The organism is Streptomyces sp. bgisy027 (assembly GCF_057710365.1).
On the sequence record NZ_JBYIVZ010000057.1, the window covers coordinates 1 to 15,317 of the forward strand.

A 15,317-nucleotide genomic window follows, 5' to 3' on the forward strand; every position below is an offset into this window, starting at 1 on the left:
CAGCGTGAAGCACCCCAGACTGAGCAGCGCGACCCCGGTCAGATACGCTCCCACACCCCAGGGCACCCGCCCCTCGCTCTGCTCGACGAGCGCCGTCGCCACGATCGGAGTGAGCGCGCCACCGATGACGCCGCCGAGGTTGTAGCCCACCGCGGCGCCCGTGCAGCGCACCCGGGGCTCGTACAGCTCCGGCAGATACGCGGCGATCACGGCGAACATGGTGATGAAGGCGAGCATCGCGCCGAGGAAGCCCAGGAACATCAGCAGCGGCTGACCCGTGGCGAGCAGCGCGACCAGCGGGAACATCCACAGCGCGGACGCGGTGCACCCGATGAGGCACAGCGGCCGGCGTCCGTACCGGTCGCCCAGCACCGCCACCAGCGGTGTCAGCGAGCCCTTCACCACCACCGCGGCCATGATGCAGGTCAGCATGACGCCACGGCTCACACCGAGTCGCTCGGTGGCGTACGCGAGGGACCAGGTCGTCACGGCGTAGAAGATCGCGTACCCGATCGCCAGCGCTCCCGCCGTCAGCAGCACGAGCCGCCAGTGGTCGCGTACGACCTCGGTGAGCGGCACACGCGCGTGGTCGTCGATCTCGAGGAACCGGGGACTCTCGGCCAGGGACGACCGCAGCCACAGCCCCACCAGCGCGAGCACCCCCGCCGCCCAGAACGGCACACGCCAGCCCCACGAGGCGAACTGCGCGTCGGACAGCGTCGCCGACAGCCCCAGCACCACGCCGTTGGCGAGCAGGAAACCCAGGGCGGGCCCGACCTGCGGAAAGCTCGACCACAGACCCCGCCGACCGGGCGGCGCGTGCTCGACGGTCAGCAGGACGGCCCCGCCCCACTCACCACCGAGCCCCAGCCCTTGGAGGAAGCGCAGCACGAGCAGCAGCAGGGGAGCGGCCACACCGATGGCCTCGTACGTCGGCACGCAGCCGACCGCGACCGTGGACGCCCCCGTCAGCAGCAGTGAGGCGACCAGGACCGGCCGACGCCCGTGGCGGTCCCCGATGTGCCCGAACAGCACCGACCCCAGGGGCCGTGCCACGAAGCCCACTCCGAACGTGGCGAACGCGGCCAGGGTTCCCGCCACCGGCGAGAAGGTCGGGAAGAAGAGCGGTCCCAGGACCAGCGCCGCCGCGGTTCCGTAGACGAAGAAGTCGTAGAACTCGATGGCCGTCCCGGCGAGCGAGGCGGCCGCCAGCCGCAGCATGGACGGAGGTGTCTTGACTGTGCGTGCATCGTGCATGCTGCGTCAACTACCCACAGTGATCGCCGGTTACGGGGGCGTACAGGCGCGCTGGGGGTTTCGTCAGTACGTGACGGTGATGCGCCGGGCGGGGCCGTCGACGCGGACGGTGCCGCCATAGGGGATCACGAGTTGTGGATCGGTGTGGCCGAAGTCCACGTCGAGGACGACGGTGGTGTTCGGGGCGTACGTACGCATGGCCCGCAGCACGGCCTCGCGCTGGTCCGCCGCGTAACGAGCGGCCTCCTCGGGGCCGTTGGGACGCTCGAAGGACCAGGTCTTCGCCCGGCCCATCAGGAGTGCGGAGAAGCGCTGGAGCAGCCCGCGCTCGCCCATGTTGCGCAGGGTCCAGAAGACCTGGGAGGCGCTCGGCATCTCCTCCGACGTCTCCAGCAGCAGCACCCCGCCGTCGTACTCCGAGAGGTCGCGCGCGATCTCCCGGTCGGCCATGAGCAGCCAGCCGACGATCTCCAGACAGCCGCCCCAGGTACGGCCCTCCACCACCCGGTCGGCGTTCACCCAGGTCCATCCCGTGCCGGGCCGTGTCCCGGGCTCAGCGTCGAAGGTCGCGGGGTCGGCCCAGTCGCGATTGATGTCGTTCCAGCGCTCGGCGGGCCCGAGTTCGTACTCGCCGGAGGTGAACAGAGCGGCCCGCAGCGAGTCGGCGGTCTGCGGGTGCATCGCGCCCGGTCGGCCCAGCTCGCACATCACGGTGGCGCCGTGATAGCCGACGATCCCGGTGTTGCGCAGGAACATCAGCAGGTTCGTGTTGTCGCTCATCCCGAAGAACGGCTTCGGGTTCGCCCGGATCAACTCCCGGTCCAGCAAAGGCAGCACGGTGATCTGGTCGTCGCCGCCGATCGAGGCGATGACCGCCTTGATGCCGGGGTCGGCGAAGGCGGCGTGGATGTCGTCGGCGCGTTCCTGCGGTGTCGCGCCCATCTTGCGGGTCGTCGGGTACTCGACGGGTGCGAGTCCGTACTCCTTGCGCAGCCGCTCCAGGCCCAGTTCGTAGGGGCGCGGGAAGAGTCCGGGCAGGCCCGCGCCGGGCGAGATGACGGCGACGCGGTCGCCGGGGGAGGGCTTGGCAGGGTACGAGATCGTGGTCATGTCCGGAGGGTAGGGGGCGATGCGTGCCAGGTGCATCGTGATAAACCGGGGTCTGAGCAGCGGTCATCGACGCACCGCCGCACCTCGAACGGACCGGAGGAACCGTGCCCCGCACCCTGGCCAATGCCCCGATCATGATCCTCAACGGCCCCAACCTGAACCTGCTCGGCCAGCGCCAGCCGGAGATCTACGGCTCCGAGACCCTGGCCGATGTCGAGGCCCTGTGCGCCAAGGCGGCGGCGGCGCACGGCGGCACGGTCGACCTCCGGCAGTCCAATCACGAGGGCGAGCTGGTCGACTGGATCCACGAGGCACGGCTGAACCACTGCGGGATCGTGATCAACCCCGGCGCCTACTCGCACACCTCCGTGGCGATCCTGGATGCGCTCAACACCTGTGACGGCATTCCTGTGTTGGAGGTCCACATCTCCAATATCCACAAGCGCGAGTCCTTCCGGCACCACTCCTACGTCTCGCTGCGCGCCGACGGGGTCATTGCCGGGTGCGGCGTACAGGGTTATGTCTTCGGTGTGGAGCGGGTCGTGGCGCTGGTGGGGGCGGGGCAGGCGAACACGTGACGCGTCCGGCCCGGGGACGGGGGAGGACACAGATGAGCCGCGGATGCGGGAAGGCACGGTTGTAAGGACCGCCCGCCCTTGCGGTGCGGTCCTTACAACCGCCCGGCCTCCACGATGTGTCGCAGGAAGCGCTGCGTGCGCTCCTGCTGGGGATCACCGAAGAGCTGCTCGGCCGTGCCGCGCTCCAGCACCACCCCTCCGTCCAGAAAGCAAACCTGGTCGGCGACCTCGCGGGCGAACCCCATCTCGTGCGTGGCCAGGGCCATGGCCATCCCGTCCGACTTCAAGTCACGGACGACGGCGAGGACTTCGCCGGCCAGCTCGGGGTCCAGGGCGGCGGTGATCTCGTCGAGCAGCAGGAGCCGCGGGCGTACGGCCAGCGCACGGACGATCGCAACCCGCTGCTGCTGGCCGCCGCTCAGCCGGTCCGGGTACTCGCCCGCCTTCTCGGCGAGCCCCAGCCGCTCCAGCAGCTCACGCGCGTGTGCCTCGGCCTCGGCGCGGGACAGCCCGTGCACCCGGCGCGGGGCGAGGGTGATGTTCTCCAGGACCGTCATGTGCGGGAAGAGGTTGTACGCCTGGAACACCACGCCGATACGGCGGCGTACGGCGTCCTGGTCGACGCGTGGATCGGGTGATCTCCTCGCCGTCCAGCCAGATCGCACCGTCGTCGATCTCCTCCAGCAGGTTCGCGCACCGCAGCAGCGTGGACTTGCCGGAACCGGAGGCGCCGATCAGCGCGGTCACCGTGTGCGGCGCGACCTCCAGTTCGACGTCCCGCAGCACGACCGAGCCGCCGAAGGTCTTGCGGACGGACTCCATGCGCAGCACAGGTGCGTCGCTCATGGATGCGTCGCTCACGGATGCGTCGCTCACAGGGCACCTCCTTGGGCGCGCCGGCGGTCCATGCGCGCCGTCACCCAGTCCGTGAAGCGTGTCATCGGAATGGTCAGCGCCACGAAGATCAGGCCGGCGACGATGCAGGGCGTGTAGTTGAGGCTGCGGCCCACGATGATGTCCGCGGCCCGTACGGCGTCCACCGCGCCGCCGATCGACACCAGTCCGGTGTCCTTCTGCAACGACACCAGGTCGTTCAGCAGCGGCGGCACCTGACGGAGCACCGCCTGGGGCAGGACCACGTGCCGCAGCGCCTGCCGGTTGGTGAGACCCAGCGAGCGTGCCGCGGCGCGCTGCGAGGGGTGCACGGACTCGATGCCCGCGCGGAACACCTCGGCCACGTACGCCGAGTACGTCAGGGTGAGTGCCGTGCCGCCCAGCAGCACCGGATCGACGGTCACGCCCTGCAGCCGCAGCGCGGGGACGCCGAGGACGACGATCATGAGGTTAATGATGAGCGGAAGGCCCCGGAAGAAGTCTGTATAGGCGGCCGCCAGTACGCGCAGCGGGAAGAACACCGGGCCGCGCAGCGTGCGGGCGACGGCGATCAGCATTCCGAGGACCAGCACACAGGCGCCGCGGATCAGCAGCAGCCGGACGTTGAGCCACAACCCTTCGAGGACCTTGGGGAACGCCTCGCGCGCGTACTCCTGGTCGAAGAACGTCTCCTTGGTGCGCGGCCAGCGCGGCGCGTTGACCACGACCAGGTAGAGGACGACACCGGTGACCAGGGTGGACAGGGCGCCGATGGCGGTGGCGCAGCAGGCCCGGGCGCGCTTGTGGCGTTCGCGGTCGAGCCGCCGTTGCGAGGGGACGTAGTCGTCACCCGCGCCGGACACGCCGCCGTCGCCGTCCGCTCCCTCCTGATATTGGGAACGGGTGTTGCGTTCCTGTGAACACTCGCGCGGAGGGCCGCCGGGGCCGCCGGTCGAGGGCGGGGATTGAGAGACCGGCGGCCCTTTCCGCTCAGGAGCCGTCATCCTTCGCGGGGCTGCTTCCAGTTGACTGCGCAACAACGCGCGCCGGGAGCGCGCGCATGACACCAGCGTGTGTGAACGGTTCACACGGGGCGCGTGCGCGGGGCGCGTGGTGATTGGACCTGCGCTCCGACTCGTTCACGCGCCATACGCCTGCGCCCGGTTCGCCCTCACCAACCCCGCGTGTGCCACTCCGGCAGATGCGGTCGCTCGGCGCCCAGCGTCGTGTCGTTGCCGCCGGTGTCGGACTCGATACTCACGGGGATGTGCCCTTCCGCATGAGCGGGCGGGGCCGGCGGAGTATCCCAGACGCGGATGGCGACCTCGACGTCGATGTTGGGTTGCAGACTGCGGATGTACAGCTGATATCCGTTGCCGGCCACCACCTGCCGGTCGGCAGCGTCCATGGCCTCCGTGTCGCCCGGATAGGCGTCGGCGTCATACACCTCCACGGCGCGATGGGCGGGGGTGGCCTTGCATCCATACGCGACCACGAGGCCCATGATCCGCTGCCCTCCACCCAGTTGGCGACCTCACCACCCCCATCCTGGCGCACGGCGAGTGGAGCCGGACCCCCGCGTCTCCACGCCCAGAACACGCAGAGCAGCCCGACGCACGACCTCGCCGCTCGCGGTCGGCCAGCGCAAGGCGTCGCAGCCGTTACCGCCGGTTCGGCCCCCACCGGCCCGCCGGCACCGGGGACATCACTTCACGACGACGTTGTCCCCGGCCGACGTCGACGGCCCGGTGGTGGTGTTCCCGTAGTACACCCAGCGCCACGTACCCGTCTTGGAGGCCTTCACGGTCGTCCTGAGATCACCCGAGCCGTTCGCGTACACCTTCTTCACCGTGGTGTAGGAGGCGGTGCCGGCAGGCTTGAACTGCAGACTCACCAGGCGGCCTCCGTAGGAGGCGTACTTCCTGGTCTCCCAGTTGGCCCGCGTGACCTTCCCGGTCACGGTGATGGTCCTGTCCTTGGCCACCGGTTCGGGCGAGGCGTTCACGGTCAGGCGGGAGTTGCGCTTGACGTGGACCGTCAGATCCTCGTCGTCGGTGTCGCCGCCGCCGCCCTCGAAGTACACCTCGGCCCCGACCTTCCAGGCCCCGGCCTCGCTGTTACGCATGTCCCACACGCTCGGGTCGAAGTACATCGTCTCGTTGAAATCGCAGACGCCCGAGCTCACCTTGATGCAGTCGCTCGTCTCGATGGCGTGCCACAGCCGATCACCCGCACCACCCCGGTACAGGAACACCGCAGGCCACTTCCACTTGTGAGTGGTCGCCATCCGGAAGGAGGCGGGCACCGCGACCTCCTTCGACACCCCGATCACAATCGGCTTGCCGCCGTTCACCTGGACACGGGTGAACGAGACCCCACCCTCGGCCGCCCCGGCCGGCGCCGCGGCCACGGTCGTGAACACCGCCGCCGCACCACCGGCTACGACGGCTCTCCAGACCTGCTTCCCCACCTGATCCCCAATCTCCTTACGGAAAGGCACCGAAGGCTCATCCCTCCAGCGCCTTACAGACGGCCGGCACCCGCACGGGGTTGTACACCCGCGAATCACGATCGGGCATCAGACAATCCCCGCCTTGCGCGAGGCGAGAGGCTGGTACGGTCCCAGGGATCCGTGTGGTCGCCAGGAGGCTCGTGGTGGACGAATCCCTCCCCAGTGGGCCATGCATGGGCCGAAGGCGGCTTGCGGAGGCATCCCCCTCGGTACACGGTCGGTTCCCCTCCTCCGAAGCCGACACCGAGGCACCCGGCAGCATCGAGGTCGACCGCCCACGCAACACTCCACTCCTACTGCATGAAGAAGCTCGGGCCTCGTGGGGGAGCCACCCACCGACGACGCGCTGGGCATCCAGGAATCCCTGGAGCGGCCGGAGATATTCGCCAGGCTTTGCGACAGACACGCCGCCGAGATCCACCGGTATGTGAGGCGCCGACCGGGCGACCCAGGGACTGACGCCGAAGCACCATGCACAAGGCCGGGCGATGAGTCAGTGGGACCCACCCCTGTAGCCAACTCGCGGCGGATCGCGCCGATCGGGTCTCGACGGCGGTGTCCGCCACCACTCTGGCGGTATTCCACGCATGGTCCGGCTCGCTCGCAACGGCCGCTCCGGTGGTGTGGCGGGCGAGGTACACGCCGCGGTCACGATTGCTGCGCAAGGCTGGGATCGAGGATGTTGACGAGGCGCACGTCGCGGCGTCTGGCTGATCGAGTGGCGTGGCGGCGGGCCCGATGTCTGGGTGAGTTCGGACGCCGTCGTCCGTCGGGCAGGACGTTGCCGGGGCGTCGACGTGCCTGAGCGCGCGACCTCCCCGCTTCGGTTTCGAAACGGGGGCGGTCGTCGTGGGGACGGCTACCAGCCTCGGGCGCGCCACTCCGCGAGTTGGGGCCGCTCCGTGCCGATGGTGGTGTCGTTGCCGTGGCCGGGGTAGATCCACGTCTCGTCGGGCAGGACGTCGAACAGCTTGGTTTCCAGGCCGTCCATCAGGGAGTTGAACTCTTCCGGACGTGTTGTCCTACCAGGACCCCCCGGGAAGAGACAGTCGCCGGTGAAGACATGCGGATGCCCGTGCGGGTCGTCGTAGACGAGGGCGATCGAACCCGGTGTGTGCCCCACCAGGTGGCGCGCGGTGAGCTCCACACGCCCTACTCGGATGGTGTCGCCGTCGTCGACCAGGACATCGGTCGGCACCGGGATACCGTCGGCGTCGTCCCGGCCGGCGTACGTGCGCGCGCCGGTGCCCTCGACGACCGCGGCGAGCGCCTGCCAGTGGTCGCCGTGCTGGTGCGTGGTGACGACGGACGCGATGCCGTCGTCCCCGATCATGCCGAGCAGCGTGTCCGCGTCGTTGGCGGCGTCGATCAGCAACTGCTCGTCCGTGGCCCGGCAGCGCAGCAGATAGGCGTTGTTGTCCATCGGGCCGACCGCGATCTTGGTGATCATCAGGTCCTTGAGCTCATGCACGTCGGCGGGGCCACCGACCGTCACCTGTCCGCTGTACGTCATGGCGGCAGCCTATAGCGGCAGGGCGGCCGGTGGCCCCCCGGCGCTGCAGCGGCGAAAGCGTCGGCAGGGCGGCCGGTGGCCGCCGGCGCTACAGCGGCGGAAGCGACGGCAGCGCGCCGCCCTCCGCGGTCAGCCCGGCCCCGTCGCGGCGCCCGGCGAGCCAGCCGAGCAGTTCGGGCGCGGTGCCCCGGACGGTGACCTCGGCGGCGTCCGCCTCCCGGCCCGTGCTCCACGCGCGCGTGCCGTCCGTGAGCCGGGTCGGCGGCACGTCGGCGTGCCCGGTGAACCGGTCCGCGAGGAAGTCGATCTCCCGTTGGACGAATTCCGCCGGCAGGTCCTCCAGCTCGTACCCGATCCCGAGATCGACGTGGTGCAGCTCCACCTCGACCCACCGCCGGAACGGCACCCGGGCCGCCGCGTCGGTGACGCCGTTGCGCAGCTCCACCGTGCGCGCCCAGTCCGCGGGCACGGCGCCCGCCTCCTGGAAGCGGCTGCCGCTCTCCCGCACGTCCGTGAGCTGGACGTCGAGGGGGCGCGGGGCGTCGCGGTCGATGTCGGCGTCCCGGGCGACGGCGGAGACGTACATGGGGCGCCCCTGAAGGACGTTCACGAGGGCGTCCGCGTTGCGGGCGATGTGCGCGAGGACATGGCCGCGGCTCCAGCCGGGGAGCCGTGACGGCTCGGCCGCTGAGGCGTTGTCCAGTTTCGCCGCTGCGGTGAGCAGCCGTTCGGTCGCTTCACGTACAGACACCAGGTCACGAGCGTGATCAATCATGGTGCTGACATTAGTCCCGCCACACCTTTGGGTGAAGGTGGTGAACGAGTGCCGTAAATCGAATGCACGTGCTATAGGCTCGGCCTTGGCGTCGGGCATGCTGGATGGCCGGGGATTGTTAACGCATCCGGGAATCCGACCGGCGTTGTCAGTGGTGCCCCCTAGTCTGGGAAAGCACGGGGGACTCGAGTCCGAGAACACACGGGGGCCTCGCCTTCGTGTCACTTCTCTCAAGAAAGGTGCGGACCGGCGTGGCCGACCGTCTCATCGTCCGTGGCGCGCGCGAGCACAATCTGAAGAATGTCTCGCTCGACCTGCCGCGCGACTCGCTCATCGTCTTCACGGGCCTGTCGGGGTCGGGCAAGTCCTCGCTGGCCTTCGACACCATCTTCGCCGAGGGCCAGCGGCGCTACGTGGAGTCGCTGTCGTCGTACGCGCGGCAGTTCCTCGGCCAGATGGACAAGCCGGACGTCGACTTCATCGAGGGTCTGTCCCCGGCCGTCTCCATCGACCAGAAGTCGACCTCGCGCAACCCGCGCTCGACGGTCGGCACCATCACCGAGGTCTACGACTACCTGCGGCTGCTCTTCGCGCGCATCGGCAAGCCGCACTGCCCCGAGTGCGGCCGGCCGATCTCCCGCCAGTCGCCGCAGGCCATCGTCGACAAGGTCCTGGAGCTGCCGGAGGGGAGCCGCTTCCAGGTGCTGTCGCCGCTGGTGCGCGAGCGCAAGGGCGAGTTCGTCGACCTCTTCGCCGACCTCCAGACCAAGGGCTACTCCCGCGCGCGGGTGGACGGCGAGACGATCCAGCTGTCCAGCCCGCCCACGCTGAAGAAGCAGGAGAAGCACACCATCGAGGTGGTCGTCGACCGCCTCACGGTGAAGGACTCCGCCAAGCGCCGGCTCACCGACTCCGTGGAGACGGCCCTCGGCCTCTCCGGCGGCATGGTCGTGCTCGACTTCGTCGACCTCCCCGAGGGCGACCCCGAGCGCGAGCGCATGTACTCCGAGCACCTGTACTGCCCGTACGACGACCTCTCCTTCGAGGAACTGGAGCCGCGCTCCTTCTCCTTCAACTCGCCGTTCGGCGCCTGCCCCGAGTGCACCGGCATCGGCACGCGTATGGAGGTCGACCCCGAGCTGATCGTCCCGGACGAGGACAAGTCCCTCGACGAGGGCGCGATCCACCCCTGGTCGCACGGCCACACCAAGGACTACTTCGGCCGTCTGATCGGTGCCCTCGCGGACGCGCTCGGCTTCCGGACCGACATCCCCTTCGCGGGCCTGCCGCAGCGCGCCAAGAAGGCCCTGCTGTACGGCCACAAGACGCAGATCGAGGTCCGGTACCGCAACAGGTACGGCCGTGAGCGCGTCTACACGACGCCCTTCGAAGGGGCCGTCCCCTTCGTCAAGCGCCGGCACAGCGAGGCCGAGAGCGACGCCAGCCGTGAGCGCTTCGAGGGCTACATGCGCGAGGTGCCCTGCCCCACCTGCGAAGGCACGCGCCTGAAGCCGATCGTCCTCGCGGTCACGATCATGGAGAAGTCGATCGCCGAGGTCTCCGCGATGTCGATCAGCGACTGCGCGGAGTTCCTCGGCGAGCTGAAGCTCAACGCCCGCGACAAGAAGATCGCCGAGCGCGTGCTGAAGGAGGTCAACGAGCGGCTGCGGTTCCTGGTCGACGTGGGCCTGGACTACCTCTCGCTGAACCGCGCGGCCGGCACGCTCTCCGGCGGCGAGGCCCAGCGCATCCGCCTGGCCACCCAGATCGGCTCCGGACTCGTCGGCGTGCTGTACGTCCTCGACGAGCCGTCCATCGGTCTGCACCAGCGTGACAACCACCGGCTGATCGAGACCCTCGTCCGGCTGCGCGACATGGGCAACACGCTCATCGTCGTCGAGCACGACGAGGACACCATCAAGACCGCCGACTGGATCGTCGACATCGGCCCCGGCGCCGGTGAGCACGGCGGCAAGGTCGTGCACAGCGGCTCCCTGAAGGAGCTGCTCGCCAACGCCGAGTCCCAGACCGGTCTGTACCTGGCCGGCAAGAAGGCGATCCCGGTGCCCGACATCCGGCGCCCGCACGACCCGTCCCGGCTGCTCACGGTGCACGGCGCCCGGGAGAACAACCTCCAGGACATCGACGTCTCGTTCCCGCTCGGCGTGTTCACCGCGGTCACGGGCGTGTCCGGCTCCGGCAAGTCGACGCTGGTCAACGACATCCTGTACACGCACCTGGCCCGCGAGCTCAACGGCGCCCGCAACGTCCCGGGGCGGCACACGCGCGTGGACGGCGACGACCTCGTCGACAAGGTCGTGCACGTCGACCAGTCGCCCATCGGCCGCACCCCGCGCTCGAACCCGGCAACGTACACCGGCGTCTTCGACCACATCCGCAGGCTGTTCGCCGAGACCACCGAGGCGAAGGTTCGCGGCTATCAGCCCGGCCGCTTCTCCTTCAACGTCAAGGGCGGCCGCTGCGAGAACTGCGCGGGAGACGGCACCATCAAGATCGAGATGAACTTCCTCCCGGACGTGTACGTCCCGTGCGAGGTCTGCCACGGCGCCCGGTACAACCGGGAGACCCTGGAGGTCCACTACAAGGGCAAGTCCATCTCCGAGGTCCTGAACATGCCGATCGAAGAGGCCATGGACTTCTTCGAGGCCGTCCCGGCGATCAACCGCCACTTGAAGACGCTGAACGACGTCGGTCTCGGCTACGTCCGGCTCGGCCAGTCGGCGACCACCCTGTCCGGCGGTGAGGCGCAGCGTGTGAAGCTGGCGAGCGAGCTCCAGAAGCGCTCCACCGGCCGCACCGTCTACGTCCTCGACGAGCCGACCACCGGTCTGCACTTCGAGGACATCAGCAAGCTGCTGAAGGTGCTCTCCGGCCTGGTCGACAAGGGCAACACGGTCATCGTCATCGAGCACAACCTCGACGTGATCAAGACCGCCGACTGGCTCGTGGACATGGGCCCCGAGGGCGGCGCCGGCGGTGGCCTGGTCATCGCCGAGGGCACGCCCGAGGAGGTCGCCGCGGTGCCCGCCAGCCACACCGGCAAGTTCCTGCGCGAGGTCCTCGGCGCCGACCGCATCAGCGACGCGGCCTCGGTGAAGGCCCCGCGCAAGACGGCGGCCAGGAAGACGGTCGCGGCGGGGACGGCGGCGAAGAAGACGGCGACGGCGAGGACCACGAAGGCGGCCAACAACAAGGCCACCGACAAGGCGACCGGTGCCACCAAGAAGGCGGCCGCCGCGAAGAAGACGACTCCCGCGAAGAAGACGACGCGGGCCCGCAAGGCCTGAGCCCGGCAAGCGACGAGTCCGAAGAAATACCGAAACGGGTGGCGCCCCGCGGGAACTCCCCGCGGGGCGCCACCCGTTGGATCATCAGCGGCCCGAGCCAGGTGGCCGCGTAGGACCTTGACTCCTCAAGAGCGGAATGAAGGAAGCACCCAACGCCTACTGGAAGTCCCCCAGTTCGGAGGCGTACGGCGGTTCGGCACCCGCCCGGGAGCAGGTGATCGCGGCAGCCCGCGTCGCGAACCCCAGCAGCCGTGTCCAGTCGTCGGCATCGAGTCCCACGAGCGCCTCGGCGGACAGGCCATCCAGGGCGGCCAGACCGTGCAACAGGGCCGCGTTGACGGTGTCGCCCGCACCGATCGTGTCCACGACGTCGACCTCTTCGCCCGGTACGGAGTACACGGCGCCGTCCCGTGTGAAGGCGGTCAGCCCGTCCCCGCCCCGCGTGATCACGACGGCAGCGGGTCCCGCGTCCAGCCACTCACGCGGCGTGCCGCCCAGCCACTGCGCGTCCTCCTCGGAGAGCTTGAGCAGCGTCACCGACGGCAGCCAGCTCTTGAACCGGGCCCGGTAGCCATCCGGGTCGGGGATCAGTCCGGCCCTGATGTTCGGGTCGAGCGCGGTGAACACCCCTTGTGCGGCCGCACTCCGCATCAGCTCCTCATAGGCGCTCGCCCCGGGTTCCAGGACGAGCGAGCAGGTGCCGAAGGAGACCGCGCGGGTCTGCTGGGGCAGCTTGGCAGGTGCCGTGAAGAGGCGGTCCGCGGTGCCCTCGACATAGAAGGAGTAGGCGGCCGACCCCTTGTCGTCGATGGTGGCGACCGCGAGCGTCGTCGGCTCCATACCGCGCTGCACGGCCGACACGTCCACTCCGGCCTCGCGCAGCCCGTCCAGCAGGGCCTCACCGAACGCGTCGGAGGAGGTCCGGGAGCAGAAGGCGCTGGGGGAGCCGAGCCGGCCGAGGGCCACGGCGGTGTTGTAGGGGCCGCCGCCGAGCGCCGGCTTCAGGCTCGCGAGGGCGCCCGTGCCCTGCGGTACCAGGTCGATCAGGGCCTCACCGGCGACGACGATCACGAGGCGGTTCCTTTCACGGACGTCAGGGACTGTTCGGGGCAGCCGCACGAGGTGCGGTGCACGAAGGTGCAGGGGAGACGCACGGTCCGGGCGGGCCGGTCCGGCCCGGCGAGCCGGTCCAGCAGCACGCTCACCGCCTGGGCGCCGATGTCCCTGCTGGGCTGGGCGATCACGGTCAGCCTGGGGGAGAACAGATCGGCCCAGGCGAAGTCGTCGAAACAGCACAGGGCGATGTCATCGGGCACGGACAGCCCATGGTCGCGCAGACTGCGCAGGGCGCCCATGGTCATCGCGTTGTTGGCGGTGACGAGAGCGGTGGGCGGCGAGGGGAGCGACAGCAGCGCGGTGGTGGCCTGTTCGGCTCCGGGCGACTCGGAGTTGCCGTGCACGACGAGCCCTTCGTCGTGGGCGAGCCCGGCGGCCGCCAGGCCGTCCCGGTATCCGGCGAGACGCTCGGTCGTGGTGCTGAGTCCGGGAAGGCCGGCGACGAGGCCGATCCGCCGGTGACCGAGCTCGGCGAGGTGGGTCACGAGCCGGGCCGTGGGCTCGGCGCTGTCTGCGCAGACCTGGTCGAGCCCCGTCGAGCCGTCCGCCGGGGCGTCGACCACGCGGTCGAGGAGGACGGCCGGCACCTTGTGGCGCCCCAGGTAGGCGAGGAGCTCGCGCGGATCGGCGGAGGGCGCGACGATCATGCCGTCCACGCGACGCTCGTGCAGAAGCTGCACGACCTTGCGTTCATGCCCCGGATCGTCGTGCGGGTCGGCGATGAGCAGGCTGTAGCCGTGTTCCAGGGCCGCGGCCTCGACGCCCTGAAGGATCTCCGTGAAGTACGGGTTGCTGATCGCGGACACCGCGAGCCCGATGGACCGGGTGCGGGAGGTCACCAGAGACCGGGCGAGAGTGTTGGGGGTGTAGCCGAGTTCCTCCATGGCGTCCAGCACCGCCTGCCGGGTGTGCGGCAGCACGGGGCGGGTTTCGTTCAGCACATGGGAGACGGTCGCCACGGACACACCGGCATGCCGCGCGACGTCGGCCATGGTCGCCATCGAGAAGCTCTCCCTGTCTGTCGCCCCCATGCGGCGCCCGATCCCGGGCTGATGCAGTCCTCCTGGCCGGGAAGGTATCCCATACGAGTGCCTGACGTAAACGCTTGCGCAATCGTTTACGTCAGGGATCGAACATGCCGAGGGGACCCTTCGGAGCGATGAGCGTGGAGGCGCACCAGGGCGTTCCGAGGTCAGAGAACCGCGTCAGAGGACCGATGTCCCAAGCCGAGGCGCGATGAGGCTACGGACAGCCCACGGCGGCGCCGGTCGCGGACAGCCCGAGGCAGCCGCTCACTCCCACTCCCACCCGATGCCCACGATCCCGGTCCGCACCCGTGGCTCGACGAGGTGGACGGATCGGTGCAGCCCGCTGATGGCCAGCCCCTGGCGGCCACTGCGCGGTGCCGCCGCCGAGTGCTGGGCGAATCGGTGGCAGCGGGCCGGGAGGGCGTCCTCGGCGAAGCGGACCTGCAGGGCGTACTGGCCGCCCGCAAGAGGGAAGCCGCGGGCGTACTCGCGGGAGACGTCGGCCGTGCCGTCCTCGACGCCGTAGCGGAAGAGATAGGTGTCGCCGGCCCGCAGACGCGTGCCGAAGAGCAGCTCGGCGACGAGGACACCGGTGTCGTGATGCCAGCGGACCCGGCCCATGCGGCAGTTCTCCAGGGCGTGCACCGTCATGCGCTCCGGCGTGCACCCCGGGTCACCGTGGTGGACGGCCACGAAACGGTCCACGCCGTCCTTGTGGGCCCGCACTATGTGGTGCGAGTCGCGCCCCGCCAGCTCGCGGCGCGCCCCGATCCGGACCTGCTCGTGGTGGGCGAGGGTGTGCAGGCCGCCGTCGACCGGGCAGTCCAGCTCGGCCAGCAGCCGCTCCAGCATGCCTGATGCCTCCACCAGGGAGCGGTAGGAGCGGGCGGCGGGCTGCTGGAGGGCGGAGTGGTCGTCGGCCTCGGACAACAGCCTGATCAGGGACTCCTCCGGCAGCTGGAGGATCTCCTCCAGCGCTCGTACCGCACGCAGTGACTCGGGGCGCTGGGGCCGCCGGGCCCCCTGCTGCCAGTAGCTCAGGCTGGTGACGCCGACCTTCACCCCGCGACGGGACAGGTGGTGCTGCACGCGCTGGAGAGGCAGTCCCCGGGCGGCAATCGCTGCACGCAAGGCGGCATGGAAGGGGCCGCCTCGCAGGGCCGAGTCCAGTTCCGCGGAGGCGACGGCGGCGATGTCCGCGTGCTGTGTGGCGTGCGGCATGCAGGGGCCTTTCTGTGGTTGTTTCA

12 protein-coding genes and 1 pseudogene are annotated in these 15,317 nt (G+C 69.9%); 2 read left to right on the forward strand and 11 right to left on the reverse strand.

What is annotated here, in order from left to right:
* A partial coding sequence (locus AC3ETA_RS39280) for an MFS transporter (RefSeq protein WP_432197692.1) occupies nt 1-1,221 on the reverse strand: 1,221 nt, incomplete at its 3' end.
* A 99-nt stretch (nt 1,222-1,320) separates the two neighbouring features.
* Nucleotides 1,321-2,367, reverse strand: coding sequence for a S66 family peptidase (locus tag AC3ETA_RS39285; protein ID WP_432197693.1), 1,047 nt, complete (start codon nt 2,365-2,367; stop codon nt 1,321-1,323).
* A gap of 104 nt (nt 2,368-2,471) precedes the next feature.
* On the opposite strand from AC3ETA_RS39285, the gene aroQ reads away from it, so the two are divergent.
* On the forward strand, nt 2,472-2,945 hold the full coding sequence (gene aroQ / locus AC3ETA_RS39290) for a type II 3-dehydroquinate dehydratase (protein WP_432197694.1): 474 nt from the start codon (nt 2,472-2,474) through the stop codon (nt 2,943-2,945).
* A gap of 92 nt (nt 2,946-3,037) precedes the next feature.
* Here the strand turns inward: aroQ and AC3ETA_RS39295 are convergent.
* The 6 genes and pseudogenes from AC3ETA_RS39295 to AC3ETA_RS39320 form a co-directional block, all read right to left on the reverse strand.
* Nucleotides 3,038-3,791, reverse strand: a pseudogene (locus AC3ETA_RS39295) (amino acid ABC transporter ATP-binding protein).
* 26 nt (nt 3,792-3,817) lie between these two features.
* Entirely contained in the window at nt 3,818-4,681 is an 864-nt protein-coding gene (locus tag AC3ETA_RS39300) for an amino acid ABC transporter permease (RefSeq protein WP_432197695.1), read from the reverse strand.
* A gap of 308 nt (nt 4,682-4,989) precedes the next feature.
* Entirely contained in the window at nt 4,990-5,322 is a 333-nt protein-coding gene (locus tag AC3ETA_RS39305; protein ID WP_432197696.1) for a hypothetical protein, read from the reverse strand.
* A gap of 201 nt (nt 5,323-5,523) precedes the next feature.
* Nucleotides 5,524-6,288, reverse strand: a complete 765-nt coding sequence (locus AC3ETA_RS39310; RefSeq protein ID WP_432197697.1) for a hypothetical protein — start codon at nt 6,286-6,288, stop codon at nt 5,524-5,526.
* Between the two features lie 901 nt (nt 6,289-7,189).
* The gene (locus AC3ETA_RS39315; RefSeq protein ID WP_432197698.1) at nt 7,190-7,843 is read right to left on the reverse strand and encodes an MBL fold metallo-hydrolase; all 654 of its coding nucleotides are present in this window, start codon (nt 7,841-7,843) and stop codon (nt 7,190-7,192) included.
* Nucleotides 7,844-7,931: 88 nt separating this feature from the next.
* On the reverse strand, nt 7,932-8,618 hold the full coding sequence (locus tag AC3ETA_RS39320) for a maleylpyruvate isomerase family mycothiol-dependent enzyme (RefSeq protein ID WP_432197699.1): 687 nt from the start codon (nt 8,616-8,618) through the stop codon (nt 7,932-7,934).
* 251 nt (nt 8,619-8,869) lie between these two features.
* Between AC3ETA_RS39320 and uvrA the strand changes: the two genes are divergently transcribed.
* Entirely contained in the window at nt 8,870-11,926 is a 3,057-nt protein-coding gene (uvrA, locus tag AC3ETA_RS39325; protein ID WP_432197700.1) for an excinuclease ABC subunit UvrA, read from the forward strand.
* A 156-nt stretch (nt 11,927-12,082) separates the two neighbouring features.
* Here the strand turns inward: uvrA and AC3ETA_RS39330 are convergent, their stop codons facing one another.
* From AC3ETA_RS39330 to AC3ETA_RS39340, 3 genes are all read right to left on the reverse strand, one after another.
* Complete coding sequence (locus tag AC3ETA_RS39330) at nt 12,083-12,997, reverse strand: carbohydrate kinase family protein (RefSeq protein ID WP_432197701.1); 915 nt, start codon at nt 12,995-12,997, stop codon at nt 12,083-12,085.
* The gene (locus AC3ETA_RS39335; protein ID WP_432197702.1) at nt 12,994-14,043 is read right to left on the reverse strand and encodes a LacI family DNA-binding transcriptional regulator; all 1,050 of its coding nucleotides are present in this window, start codon (nt 14,041-14,043) and stop codon (nt 12,994-12,996) included. Before AC3ETA_RS39335 ends, AC3ETA_RS39330 begins: the two co-directional genes overlap by 4 nt.
* 291 nt (nt 14,044-14,334) lie before the next feature.
* Complete coding sequence (locus tag AC3ETA_RS39340; RefSeq protein WP_432197703.1) at nt 14,335-15,291, reverse strand: hypothetical protein; 957 nt, start codon at nt 15,289-15,291, stop codon at nt 14,335-14,337.
* Nucleotides 15,292-15,317 lie beyond the last annotated feature (26 nt).

What these genes read in the sequence shown, in the direction of transcription:
- AC3ETA_RS39285 (WP_432197693.1), bottom strand. Translation starts at nt 2,367, where the DNA reads ATGACCACGATCTCGTACCCTGCCAAGCCCTCCCCCGGCGACCGCGTC.
- AC3ETA_RS39305 (WP_432197696.1), bottom strand. Translation starts at nt 5,322, where the DNA reads ATGGGCCTCGTGGTCGCGTATGGATGCAAGGCCACCCCCGCCCATCGC.
- AC3ETA_RS39315 (WP_432197698.1), bottom strand. Translation starts at nt 7,843, where the DNA reads ATGACGTACAGCGGACAGGTGACGGTCGGTGGCCCCGCCGACGTGCAT.
- AC3ETA_RS39320 (WP_432197699.1), bottom strand. Translation starts at nt 8,618, where the DNA reads ATGATTGATCACGCTCGTGACCTGGTGTCTGTACGTGAAGCGACCGAA.
- AC3ETA_RS39335 (WP_432197702.1), bottom strand. Translation starts at nt 14,043, where the DNA reads ATGGCGACCATGGCCGACGTCGCGCGGCATGCCGGTGTGTCCGTGGCG.
- AC3ETA_RS39340 (WP_432197703.1), bottom strand. Translation starts at nt 15,291, where the DNA reads ATGCCGCACGCCACACAGCACGCGGACATCGCCGCCGTCGCCTCCGCG.